This window comes from Halomonas rhizosphaerae, assembly GCF_030012485.1.
GTDB classification, from domain to species: Bacteria; Pseudomonadota; Gammaproteobacteria; order Pseudomonadales; family Halomonadaceae; genus Halomonas; species Halomonas rhizosphaerae.
This window is the reverse complement of record NZ_JASCQQ010000024.1, coordinates 16,435-27,774: the sequence shown is the minus strand read 5'-3', so window position 1 is coordinate 27,774 and position 11,340 is coordinate 16,435. Positions and strand designations below refer to the sequence as shown.

Annotated in this window: 12 protein-coding genes; all 12 read left to right on the top strand. The window is 66.3% G+C overall.

From position 1 onward, the window contains the following. Positions 1-58: 58 nt before the first annotated feature. Positions 59-241: a Flp family type IVb pilin gene (locus tag QLQ86_RS10115; RefSeq protein ID WP_282816817.1), complete on the top strand. Its 183-nt coding sequence runs from the start codon at positions 59-61 to the stop codon at positions 239-241. A 73-nt stretch (positions 242-314) separates the two neighbouring features. Beyond that, on the top strand, positions 315-860 hold the full coding sequence (locus QLQ86_RS10110; RefSeq protein WP_282816816.1) for an A24 family peptidase: 546 nt from the start codon (positions 315-317) through the stop codon (positions 858-860). 93 nt (positions 861-953) lie between these two features. Beyond that, complete coding sequence (locus tag QLQ86_RS10105; RefSeq protein WP_282816815.1) at positions 954-2,333, top strand: AAA family ATPase; 1,380 nt, start codon at positions 954-956, stop codon at positions 2,331-2,333. Continuing rightward, positions 2,330-3,157, top strand: a complete 828-nt coding sequence (cpaB, locus tag QLQ86_RS10100; RefSeq protein ID WP_282816814.1) for a Flp pilus assembly protein CpaB — start codon at positions 2,330-2,332, stop codon at positions 3,155-3,157. The genes QLQ86_RS10105 and cpaB overlap by 4 nt, the downstream gene beginning before the upstream one ends. Positions 3,158-3,261: 104 nt before the next feature. Continuing rightward, positions 3,262-4,821, top strand: a complete 1,560-nt coding sequence (locus QLQ86_RS10095) for a type II and III secretion system protein family protein (protein WP_282816813.1) — start codon at positions 3,262-3,264, stop codon at positions 4,819-4,821. Positions 4,822-4,862: 41 nt separating this feature from the next. Next, complete coding sequence (locus QLQ86_RS10090; RefSeq protein WP_282816812.1) at positions 4,863-5,177, top strand: hypothetical protein; 315 nt, start codon at positions 4,863-4,865, stop codon at positions 5,175-5,177. A gap of 65 nt (positions 5,178-5,242) precedes the next feature. Further along, complete coding sequence (locus QLQ86_RS10085; protein ID WP_282816811.1) at positions 5,243-6,430, top strand: AAA family ATPase; 1,188 nt, start codon at positions 5,243-5,245, stop codon at positions 6,428-6,430. 83 nt (positions 6,431-6,513) lie between these two features. Then, positions 6,514-7,878, top strand: coding sequence for a CpaF family protein (locus QLQ86_RS10080; protein WP_282816810.1), 1,365 nt, complete (start codon positions 6,514-6,516; stop codon positions 7,876-7,878). Continuing rightward, positions 7,869-8,864, top strand: a complete 996-nt coding sequence (locus QLQ86_RS10075; RefSeq protein WP_282816809.1) for a type II secretion system F family protein — start codon at positions 7,869-7,871, stop codon at positions 8,862-8,864. The genes QLQ86_RS10080 and QLQ86_RS10075 overlap by 10 nt, the downstream gene beginning before the upstream one ends. A 12-nt stretch (positions 8,865-8,876) precedes the next feature. Beyond that, entirely contained in the window at positions 8,877-9,848 is a 972-nt protein-coding gene (locus tag QLQ86_RS10070) for a type II secretion system F family protein (protein WP_282816808.1), read from the top strand. Positions 9,849-9,898: 50 nt separating this feature from the next. Continuing rightward, the gene (locus QLQ86_RS10065) at positions 9,899-10,840 is read left to right on the top strand and encodes a tetratricopeptide repeat protein (RefSeq protein ID WP_282816807.1); all 942 of its coding nucleotides are present in this window, start codon (positions 9,899-9,901) and stop codon (positions 10,838-10,840) included. A gap of 47 nt (positions 10,841-10,887) precedes the next feature. Then, on the top strand, positions 10,888-11,340 hold the full coding sequence (locus tag QLQ86_RS10060) for a TadE family protein (protein ID WP_282816806.1): 453 nt from the start codon (positions 10,888-10,890) through the stop codon (positions 11,338-11,340).

Sequence of the window (11,340 nt, the reverse complement as noted above, 5' to 3'; positions counted from 1 at the left end):
CCGACGCTCCTGAACGAACCAACACGGGTTCAATTACGCAATCCATGGGAGAACTGTAATGAACAAGCTGATGCAGGGTATCGAGCGTTTCTGGAAGGAAGAAGAAGGGACCGAGGTGGTGGAATGGGCACTCGTGGCCGGGTTGATCGTTGCTGTCGGGGCTGCGGTATTTACCGGTATTGGTACTCAGGTGCAGACGCATTTGAATAGCCTTTTGACGGCGTTAGGTGGTACTCCCTGATAGGGCGAAGATCAAGGACGCCGAGCTCGCTCGGCGTCCTTTCCATCCAAATTTTCATGGTAGAGCATCCTCTATGCGCGCTGAACCTTTCCTGCTCTTAGGCTTGGTACTGCTGCTGATTTGGAGTGCGGCGGCATGGGATCTGTATCAACGGCGCATCCCCAATCGTCTTGTAATGGCCGGGGCCGTTATGGGAATCCTGCTGCAGGGAGTGCTGGCAGGCCCGAGCGGTGTCCTGGCCGCCATCACGGGATTGCTGGTGGGACTGGCCATCTTGCTGCCGGGCTATCTGCTTGGCGTTACCGGTGCCGGTGACGTCAAGCTGATGGCCGCGGTGGGCACCTTTCTGGGGCCTTTTGGCGTCTTCCAGGCGGCACTGGCCAGCATCCTGGTGGGTGGGGTGATCGCCCTGGGCTTTGTCGCCAGCTCACTGTTTCAACCCCGGGCCATCTCGCCCTGGAGTCGCTATTCATTGATGTTCAGGACCCTGGTCACGACCGGGAGGCCGCTCTATATCCCGCCGGTAGTAGGAGAAGTAATGGGCCGCAAGTTTCCCTTTGCGGTGTCGATCGCCATCGGCACCACCGCCTGGATGACCTGGCCATGGCCCTTCGTCTAGTACGACTCTAGTACGAGCATGACCCGATTTCTCGACTACGATGTTACTTAGTGTAAGAAAATGTACTGACTGAAACCCAAGGAGTCCCCCGCCATGCCGATGGATGCCACTCAGCCCGGAACCGGCGAGCCCAGTCACGGTGGGCAGCAGGCGGCCCTCGATGCCCCGCGCCCCGGCAGCGTGGCGGAGACTGGGCTTTCGGTGCTCTATCTCGGCGACCTGCTGGTCAAGCAGCTCTTCGAGCAGGGCGTGCTGGATCTTCACCAGCTGAGCCGCGGCACGGCACTGGCCGGCAGCGTGGTGGAGGAGATCTGCCGCTTCCTGCGCGACGAGGGGCGGGTGGAGGTGCGCGGCCAGGGCAGCGGCGGCGTGCTGCGCTTCGGGCTGACCGACCGCGGCCGCGCCTCGGCACTGGAAGCGCTCAACCGCGATGGCTACAGCGGCAAGGCACCGGTCACCCTGGAGGCCTACAGCGCCCGGGTGCGTAGCCAGGCGCTCAGCGACGTGGCCATTCGCCGCGAGACGGTAATGGCCGCCTTCGCCGATACGGTGATCGACCCGGCACTGCTCGACCAGCTGGGCCCCGGGCTGCACTCCGGGCGCGCCATGTTCATCCATGGCGAGGCGGGCACCGGCAAGAGCTATATCGCCCGCCGCCTGGTGCGACTGCTGGAGGGCGAGGTACTGATTCCCCACGCCATCCTGGTCGGCGGCAAGGCGGTGCGCTGCTATGACCCCGCCGTGCACCAGGCGCTGGACGACCCCGAGGCGACACCCGCCTCGCAGCTCTATCTCGGCCAGGGCCACGACCCTCGCTATGTGCGCTGCCACCGGCCCTGCGTGATCTCCGGTGGCGAGCTGACCATGGAGCGCCTGGAGATCCAGTACGACGTGGCAACCCATATCCACCAGGCGCCGGTCCAGCTGCTGGCCAACAACGGCATGCTGGTGATCGACGACCTGGGGCGCCAGCGCATGACCCCCACCGAACTCTTCAACCGCTGGATCGTGCCCCTGGAGGAGCGTCGCGACTTCCTGGCGCTCTCCAACGGCTACCACTTCAGCGTGCCCTTCGACGTGGCCCTGGTGTTCTCCACCAACCTGGACCCGCTCACCCTGGCCGATGCCGCCTTCCTGCGCCGCATCGGCTACAAGATCCGCTTTTCACCGCTGTCGCGCGCTGCCTACCTGGCCATCTGGCAGCAGCAGTGCGGGGCCCAAGACCTGCCCTTCGAGCCGGCCCTCGGCGAGTTCGTGATCGACGAGTTGCACGGTCGCTACGGCGTGCCGCTGCTCGCCTGTCACCCCCGCGACCTGCTGAGCCTCGCCGGAGACCAGCTCGCCTATCGGGGCGGCGAGGCCCCGGATCGCGAGACCCTCGCCTGGGCCTGGCAGACCTACTTCGGCGACTTCTCCGAAACTTCGAGAGAATCGAATAAAGACGTCACCGCCAACCGGAGGAATGCACAATGAAACGTAAGGGGATCTTCGCTATGTTCGCGCTCTCGCTGATGATGGCGCTGGGGGCCGCCGTGGTGGCCATGAACTGGATGCAGGAGCAGGGCGGTGAGAACGAGGCCCTCGCCGATGCTACCGAGGTAGTGGTGGCCGCCCTGCAGGTGCCCTTCGGCACCACCGTGCAGGCCTCCGACCTCAAGGTGGTGACCATGCCTCGGGACGTGGTGCCGCCCAGCAGCTTCAACGATGTCGAGAGCGTGGTGGGGCGGGTCAGCAACCAGGTCATCTACCCCGGCGAGGTCGTGCTGGAGGGCCGGGTCTCCGAGCACCTGGGCGGCAGCGCCCTGGCGGCGCTGCTCGACCCCGGCAAGCGCGCCATGAGCGTACGGGTCGACGACGTGGTGGGCGTGGCCGGTTTCCTGCTGCCGGGCAACCGGGTCGATGTGCTCTCTACCAAGCGCAACGGCAGCGGCAACGACGTCGAGTCGAAGACGGTGTTGCATAACCTCAAGGTGCTGGCGGTGGACCAGATCGCCAGCCAGGAGCGCGACGGCCCGGTGATCGTGCGGGCGGTGACCCTGGAGGTGGCGACCCGGGAGGCCGAGACCCTGGTCAAGGCCACCCAGGAGGGCAAGGTGCAGCTCACCCTGCGCAACCCCCTGGAGAAGGAAGAGCCATCGGATCTCATGGCGGCCCAGCGTGCGCAGCTCAATGTCGAGGAACCCAAGGCAGTGGCGTCGGCATCGCCTGCACCACGCGCCGCCACCCGGACACCGGTCAGGCGCCAGGTGCAGGTGATCCGCGGCACCCAGAGCAGCATGGTCAGCGTTCGTAACTGAAACACAGGATCGACCGACACGACGGGATCGATCACCGCAAAAACCGCAACAAGAACGGCATAAAAAACACAGCAAGAAGAACAGGCAACACGGGGAGAGTCGACATGATCACGCAAGGCGAATGGGTGAAATGGCTGGCGCTGGCGTTCCTGGCACTGCTGGCAGCGGGGTGGGCGTCGCAGCTCTCGGCCCAGACCAACGAACGCAACGTCTCCATGCCTCAGGAGGGCAGGACGGTAGCGGTGGCCGTGGCCATCAACAAGGCGCAGGTGCTGCAGTTTCCCCGGCCGGTCGGGGTGGTTTCGGTGGGCAACCCCGAGATCGCCGATATCGTGGTGATGGGCTCGCGCCAGATCTATGTGCTGGGCAAGTCCACCGGCACCACCAATGTGGTGCTCTGGGACCGCTCGGAAAGCGTCGAGGGTACCCTCAACGTCACTGTGACTCACGACCTGGAGACCCTCAAGAGCAACCTGCATGACCTGCTGCCCGGGGAGAATATCCAGGTGCGCTCGGCCCAGGAGGGCATCGTGCTCAGCGGTGAGGTCTCCAGCGCCGAGCGGCTGGAAACCGCGCTGCGCCTGGCCAATCGCTATGCCGGTGGCGAAGGGGGGGTGCTCAACCTGATGCAGGTGGGGGGCGCCCAACAGGTGATGCTCGACGTCAAGGTGGCGGAGGTGTCGCGCTCGCTGGTCAAGCGTCTGGAAGCCAACTTCAACGTCTTCAACGTCGGCTCCTCGGCACTGCGCATCGGCGGCGTCAGCGGCGGGGCCAGCTTCCCGGATGCCGTGTTCGAGGGGGGGGATGGCCTGGGGAGTGCCCGGATTCCGGTGTTCGGCGGCGGCACACCCATCGGCCCGGTGGTGTCCGAGTTCTCGCCCGCTACCGCCACCATCGAGGATACCGGCATTTTCGCCAGCTACCAGCGCAGCGACTACCTGCTCAACCTGGTGCTGGATGCGGCCAGCCGCGAGGGTGTGGCCAAGATCCTCGCCGAGCCCAACCTCACTACCCTGACCGGTCAGCCGGCGCAGTTCCTGGCCGGTGGCGAGTTCCCCATTCCCGTGCCCCAGGGGGACGGCCAGGTGGCCATCGAGCACAAGGAGTTCGGTGTGGGGCTGGGCTTCCTGCCGGTGGTACTCGACTCCGGCACCATCAACCTCAAGGTGGACGTCTCGGTCTCTGACCTGGTGCCGGCCAACAGCCTGCAGGTCGGCGTGGGTAGCGGGGTCAGTACCCAGTTCTTCGTGCCGGCGCTGGCCAAGCGCAGCGCCAGCTCCACCGTGGAGTTGGCCACCGGCCAGACCATCGCCATCGCCGGCATGCTCAACGAGACCCTGCGCGAGAACGTCTCCAAGCTGCCGGGCCTGGGCGAGGTGCCGGTGCTGGGGGCGCTGTTCCGCAGCCAGGAGTTCATCAAGGAGCAGACCGAGCTGGTGATCTTCGTCACCCCGCGCCTGGCGCGCTCCTTCGCGCCCGAACAGGTGCGCCTGCCCACCGGCTCCTTCGTGCCGCCCAGCGACCTGGAGTTCTACTTGCTGGGCAGCTTCCAGTCTCTCGAGGAGCGCGGCAACCACCGGCCGCGTCCCACCAGCTTCGACCTGGAGCTGATGTCGAACCGCTCGGAGGGCGGAACCGAAGGCCAGTTCGGCCACGACCTCTGATGGCTTACCGCCTTCGCTGCAACCACTCGGGAGAGCGCACCATGTTCCGTCCACATCTATACCGCCCTGATTTCCATCCCCTGCCTGCCCGGAGGGAATCGCCGACCGGGCTACCCCTTGGCCGTTGGCTGCTGGCCCTCGTCACTGCCCTGCTACTGGCCGGCTGCGTGGCTCCCCGGCCGGGCGCCGACCTGCCGCCCTTCGGCGACAGCGTGCGCCATACCAAGGCGGTCCAGACCTATGAGCCCGGCGACGAGGTGCCGCCGCTGCAGGGTGACAAGGCGTCGGAGGCCATGCACGGCTATCGCCAGCCGGCCCGCGGTGATGGTCAGGCGCCGAGCAGCTCGATGCCCTGATGGCGTGCCTGTCGATGAACAGGACTTTCGATGATCAGGACTTTCGATGACAAGCAGGTGATGTAATGCGTAAACGGCTCGAAATACTGCTGGCGGGAAGGACCAGGGAGGAACTGAAGGCCCTGGAGTCGCTGCTCTGCAGCCAGGGGGACATCCAGGTGAGTTCCCGGCTGATGGTCAACGGGACCGTCGACCCCCTGGAGGGCGTCTCGCCCCTGCCCGACGCCCTGATACTACTGGTCGGCGATCTCTGGGAGGCCGAACTGACGGCGCTGTGTGAGCGGCCGACCAGCGAACGCCCACCGCTGTTGGTGGTGGGGCCCAAGGGCAACGTGGAGTTGATTCGCCTGGCCATGCGCGCCGGCGCCCGGGACTTCTTCTCCCCGCCCATTGACGATGGCGAGATCCTGCAGTTCCTGCGCGAGCTGGCCCGCGATCGGCGGCAGGACTCCGCCCGGGTGGCACGTACCACCGCGGTGATCAACGCCAAGGGTGGTTCGGGGGCCAGCCTGGTGGCGGCCAACCTGGCCCACCGCTTGGCGAGGAAGGGGCGCAGCACGGTGCTGTTGGACATGGACGTGCAGTTCGGCTCGCTGCCGCTCTATTTCAACCTGGTGCCGGACCATGGCCTGGTGCGGGCGCTGGAGTCGGCCGACAGCCTGGACACCCTGGCGCTCGAGGCCTACCTGCGGCGCCACGACAGCGGGTTGGGGTTGCTGGCCTCCTCCCCGGGGGACCACCTGAGCCTCGGTGAAGTGCCGGAAGGCCGTGTCGAGCAGTTGCTACAGGTGCTCGCCCAAGCCAATGACGAGGTGGTCGTCGACCTGCCGCGTTGGATCAACGGTGCCATCGCCTGTGTGCTGGAGCGGGCCGACCAGGTGCTGGTGGTACTGCAGCAGGGCATGGCGGATCTGCACGATGCCCAGCGCCTGCGCGACATCCTGATCCATGAGCTCGGCCTCCTGCCATCCCGGGTCAGCGTGGTGGTCAACCGCTACGACAAGCGCAGCGACATCGACCTTGAGGCCATCGGCGATGCCCTGCCGGGGCTGGTGCTGCGCACCCTGCCCAACGACTTCAAGCAGGCCTGCCATAGCATCAATGTGGGCAGCCCGCTGCGCGAGATTGCCCCCAAGTCGCCGCTGACCCGCCAGCTCAAGGCGCTGGTCGAGGCACTGGATGCGCCGCCGTCCAGCGCCGGCCCGCCCAGGAAGCGCTCGCTGCTTGGCTGGGCCCTGCCGGGCAGGCACTGATCGCTGGGAGGCATTGATCGACGCATACACCCCCCAGGGGGAGGACCGCGCAAGAGCAAGGCAGAACAACAAGGAGAGAGGCGATGAATCTGCGTGAACGCATGACCCCCACCGGAGACCCCGAGCCACGTTCGAGTTGGGGGGGGCGTGGGCCCGGGCGGCTATCCCAGGCCGAACAGGAGTACAAGCAGCGGCTGTTCCGCCAGCTGGTCAAGGTGATGGATTTGACCCTGCTCAGCACCCTGGAGGAGCGCGAGGCACGGTCGCAGGTGCAGCAGGTCTGCGAGTCGCTGATGAGTAAGGAAACGCTGCCCTTCAATGCTGCGATGCGCCAGCGCATCGTCACCGAGCTGCAGGACGAGGTGCTGGGGCTCGGGCCGCTTGAGACGCTGCTGGCCGACGGGACGGTGTCGGACATCCTTGTCAACGGCACCACACCCATCTATGTGGAGCGGCGGGGCAAGCTGGAGCAGACCGAGCTGCGCTTCGACAGCGACGCTCACCTGATGACCATCATCGACCGCATCGTCTCCAGCGTCGGGCGCCGCATCGACGAGTCCTCGCCCATGGTGGATGCACGGCTCAAGGACGGCTCGCGGGTCAATGCGGTGATTCCGCCTCTCTCCATCGACGGCCCCATGCTGTCGATCCGTCGCTTTGCGGTGGAACGCCTGGACGCCGATAGCCTGGTCGAGTACGGCAGCCTCTCGTTGGAGATAGCCCGGCTCATGGAGAAGGTGGTCAAGGCGCGGCTCAACGTGCTGGTCTCCGGCGGTACCGGCGCCGGCAAGACCACCCTGCTCAACGTGCTTTCGGGCTTCATTCCCCACGATGAGCGCATCGTCACCATCGAAGACTCGGCGGAGTTGCAGTTGCAGCAGCCCCATGTAGGGCGCCTGGAGACCCGGCCACCCAACATCGAGGGCAAGGGCGAGGTGAGCCAGCGCGACCTGGTGCGCAACAGCCTGCGCATGCGTCCCGACCGCATCGTGGTGGGCGAAGTGCGCGGCGGCGAGGCCTTCGACATGCTGCAGGCCATGAACACCGGCCACGACGGCTCACTGACCACCATCCACGCCAACACCCCCCGCGATGCGCTGACGCGGATCGAGAACATGGTGGCCATGAGCGGCTACCAGCTACCTCCCCAGGCGCTGCGCTCGCAGATCGCCTCGGCCATCGACGTGGTGGTGCAGATCGAGCGCCAGGAGGACGGCGTGCGCCGCCTGGTCAGCGTGCAGGAGGTCAACGGCCAGGAGGGCGAGATCATCACCATGTCGGAGATCTTCCGCTTCGAGCGGGAGGGCGTCGATGCCGAGGGCAAGGTGGTCGGCCGCTACCTGGCCACCGGGGTGGTGCCCGGCTTCCACGACCACCTCAAGCGCCGCGGGCTCGACCCGGGCCTGGGGATCTTCCAGAACAGCGGAGGGCAGCGATCATGGATCTGATCGGGCTGGACATCCAACTCTCCGACCGGACGATAGTCATCGGCATGGTCTTCATCGCCGCCTTCCTGCTGGTGCAGAGCTTCCTGGTGCCGGCCTTCGGCGAGAACCGCCAGGCCCAGAAGCGGCTCAAGAAGCGCCTGCGGGCAATCTCCGCCGAGGGGGAGCGCGGTGAGATCTCCCTGGTGCGGCGCAAGTACCTGCGCAAGTTGTCACCCCTGGAGCGGGCGCTGGAAGCCCTGCCCGGCATGGAGCGCGTTCAGCAACTGGTCGAGCAGGCCGGCCGCGAGACGCCGGCCTACCGGGTGGTGCTCTATTCGGTCTGTCTGGGAGGGATTGCCGGGGTGGCGGGGTTCTTCCTGCTGCCCCAGCCGTTGCTGGGCGTATTGTTGGGCCTGGGCGTGGCAGCCTGGCCTTTCCTGAGCCTGACCCGGGCCCGTAGCCGGCGCCTGGCCAGCTTCGAGGAGCAACTGCCGGATGCCCTGATCGTCATGGCCCGGGCACTGCGTGCCGGGCACCCCTTCAGCGATGCCATGCACCTGGTGGCCGAGGAGATGGCCGAGCCCATCGCCGGCGAGTTTCGCACCACCTTCATGGAGATCAACTACGGCGGTGACGTGAGAGGCGCCATGCTTGGCCTGCTGCGGCGGGTGCAGAGCGTGACGGTGATGATCTTCGTCACCTCGGTGCTGATCCAGAAGGAGACCGGCGGCAACCTCGCCGAATTGCTCGACGGCCTGGCCGCCGTGGTGCGCGACCGCTTCCGCTTCCACCGCAAGGTGCGCACCCTCTCGGCCCAGGGGCGGATGGCCGCCTGGATCCTCTCGCTGCTGCCCTTCGTTCTGGCCGGCGTGTTGACCCTGGTCTCGCCGAATTTCATTCCCATGCTGACCCAGGACCCGATCGGGCGGCAGCTGGTGGTGGGGGCCTTCGTGATGGTCGTCATCGGGATTCTATGGATGCGCAAGATCGTGCGCATCGAGGTCTGAGGAGGGCGCGACATGGAAAGCTTGATGGTAGGGCTGGGGCCGTTCAGTGACTTGCTCGACGACCCCCAGGCGGTGCAGCTGGGCTTTGCCGCCATGCTCGGCCTGGCGATCTTCGCGCTGATGATTGCTGTGATGCTGGTGGTGATGGGGATCTCCGACCCGCTGCGCCGACGCCTGCGCCACCTGGAGGCCAACGCCGCCACGGGCACCCCCGACGCGGCGTCGGGGCTGGGCCAGTGGCTGGGGCCCATGGGCGAGCGCCTGGTCCCCACCGAGGAGGAGGCGAGGAGCCGCATCGCCCGGGACCTGCGCCGTGCCGGCAAGCGCTCCCCCGGTGCAGTCAACCTGTTCTTCGGCGTGCGCTTGCTGTGCACGGTGGTGCCGCCGCTGCTGCTGCTGATCCTGGTGGTGCCCTTCGTGCGCCTGGAGCCCGCCGTCAGCATCATGCTGGTGGTGTCCGCCGCCATCGCCGGCTACCTGCTGCCGCGCTTCTGGCTGGAGCGGACTATCAAGCGCCGTAGCCTGTTGCTGCGTCGTGGGCTACCGGATGCGCTCGACCTGCTGGTGGTGTGCAGCGAAGCGGGGCTGGGCCTGGGGGCAGCCATCCAACGGGTGGCCCGCGACCTGGAGGTGAGCCATCCGGAACTGGCCGAGGAGCTGCACATGTTCGGCCTGCAGACCCGGGCCGGCATGGACAACAAGGCCGCCCTGCGCGACCTGGAGGAGCGCACCGGCGTGGATGACATTCGCGGCCTGGTCACCACCCTGCTGCAGAGCATGCGCTTCGGCACCAGCATCGCCATGACCCTGCGCATCTACGCCGTGGAGCTGCGCGACAAGCGCACCCAGGAGGCCGAGGAGAAGGCCGCCAAGGTCAGCACCAAGATGCTCTTTCCGCTGATCTTCTGCGTCTTTCCCAGTTTCTTCGTGGTCGCCCTCGGACCCCCACTGTTGGGGGCAATGGCGGCCCTGGCCGGTCGTTGAGCCGGTACACCTCAATAACGACGATAACCTGCATTCGGGGAGAACATGTCATGACACCCAAACAGCAACTTCTTATCGCTTGTGTGGCCCTGGCCTTGCTGCTGGGGGGCTGTGCCAGCACCGCCCAGCAGCAGGCCGGCTCGGACCCCTATGCGTCGCTGGGGAACGGCGGCTCCTCGGTCGAGTACGGCACGGCCTTCCCGGTCGCCTCGCCGGAGGAGGCCTACCGCAACGGCAATGCCGCCCTGCGCGCCGGCGACCCGGACCGGGCGCTGTTCGAGTATCTGCGCGGGCTGCGCATGGAGAAGCGTCCCCAGGCCAATCCGCTCTACCGTGTCGGCATCATCCACCATGGCCGGGGCAACCACGACCTGGCCGAGAAGGCCTATCGCTGGGCACTGGAGATCGATGCCGACCATGCGGGGGCGGGAACCGCCCTGGGGATCGCCCTGCTCGAACAGCGCGACTTTGAAGGGGCTCGGCAGCATCTCGAACCCCTGGTCACACGGGGCAAGGCCCCCTGGCAGGCGTACAACGCCCTGGGAGTGATCGCCGACATGAGCGGCGAACATGGCCTGGCCCAATCCCACTTCGAGAAGGCGCTGGACGTGGCCCCCGGCACGCCGCTGGTGCTCAACAACCTGGGCTACTCGCGCTACCTCGGTGGCGACTGGGCGGGGGCGCGCCAGTCGCTGCGTCGGGCGGTCAGCGCCAACCCCAACTACGAGTTAGCCTGGCGTAACCTGGGACTGGTCTATGCCCGGCAAGGCGATCATGAGACGGCCATCGAGGCCGTGGCCCGCAACGGCGATCGCGCTAAGGCCTACAACGATATCGGCTATATCTCGATGCTCGAGGGGCGCTACATGGACGCCATGGGCTTCTTCCAGGAAGCCATGCGCCTGTCTCCGGCCTACTACGTTACCGCCAGTGAGAATGCCCGCAACCTCGACAGCCTGTTGCGGCGCAACGGCGCTGATCGACTCGAATGATGGCATGAGTGGCAAGCACGGATCGCCAGGTTGCGGAGGAGCGGATCATGAAAGGTCAGAAATGGCAGCGGGCATCGCTGCGCAGACAGCAGGGGAGCGAAACCGTCGAGTTCGCCATCTCGGCGACACTGCTGTTCCTTCTGCTGTTCGGCATCATCGAGTTCAGTGTCGCCTTGTACGACAAGGCGACCTTGACCAACGCCAGCCGCGAAGGGGCGAGGAAAGGGATCCTCTTTCGGCCTGACCCTCGGGATGTGGCCGCCGAGGACGCCGCCATCGAAGAGGCGATCCGTGACTATGCCGAGCAGTACCTGATCTCCCTGGGGGGGCCGGCGGAGATGGCGATCAGCATCACGCGCTCCGATCCCACTATGCCGCCTGGCAGCGACGTGATCGTCACCGTCGATTACCCCTATCAGTTCCTGCTGTTGCCCGGCTTCGTCGGTACCCTGGGTGGGATCCTGGAACTCTCTGCCACCACCACCATGCGAGCGGAATAG

Excerpts from the sequence above, each read along its gene's own strand:
- QLQ86_RS10060 (WP_282816806.1), top strand. The coding sequence starts at position 10,888 with ATGAAAGGTCAGAAATGGCAGCGGGCATCGCTGCGCAGACAGCAGGGG.
- QLQ86_RS10095 (WP_282816813.1), top strand. The coding sequence starts at position 3,262 with ATGATCACGCAAGGCGAATGGGTGAAATGGCTGGCGCTGGCGTTCCTG.
- QLQ86_RS10070 (WP_282816808.1), top strand. The coding sequence starts at position 8,877 with ATGGAAAGCTTGATGGTAGGGCTGGGGCCGTTCAGTGACTTGCTCGAC.
- QLQ86_RS10065 (WP_282816807.1), top strand. The coding sequence starts at position 9,899 with ATGACACCCAAACAGCAACTTCTTATCGCTTGTGTGGCCCTGGCCTTG.
- QLQ86_RS10075 (WP_282816809.1), top strand. The coding sequence starts at position 7,869 with ATGGATCTGATCGGGCTGGACATCCAACTCTCCGACCGGACGATAGTC.
- QLQ86_RS10080 (WP_282816810.1), top strand. The coding sequence starts at position 6,514 with ATGAATCTGCGTGAACGCATGACCCCCACCGGAGACCCCGAGCCACGT.
- QLQ86_RS10085 (WP_282816811.1), top strand. The coding sequence starts at position 5,243 with ATGCGTAAACGGCTCGAAATACTGCTGGCGGGAAGGACCAGGGAGGAA.
- cpaB (WP_282816814.1), top strand. The coding sequence starts at position 2,330 with ATGAAACGTAAGGGGATCTTCGCTATGTTCGCGCTCTCGCTGATGATG.
- QLQ86_RS10090 (WP_282816812.1), top strand. The coding sequence starts at position 4,863 with ATGTTCCGTCCACATCTATACCGCCCTGATTTCCATCCCCTGCCTGCC.
- QLQ86_RS10115 (WP_282816817.1), top strand. The coding sequence starts at position 59 with ATGAACAAGCTGATGCAGGGTATCGAGCGTTTCTGGAAGGAAGAAGAA.
- QLQ86_RS10105 (WP_282816815.1), top strand. The coding sequence starts at position 954 with ATGCCGATGGATGCCACTCAGCCCGGAACCGGCGAGCCCAGTCACGGT.
- QLQ86_RS10110 (WP_282816816.1), top strand. The coding sequence starts at position 315 with ATGCGCGCTGAACCTTTCCTGCTCTTAGGCTTGGTACTGCTGCTGATT.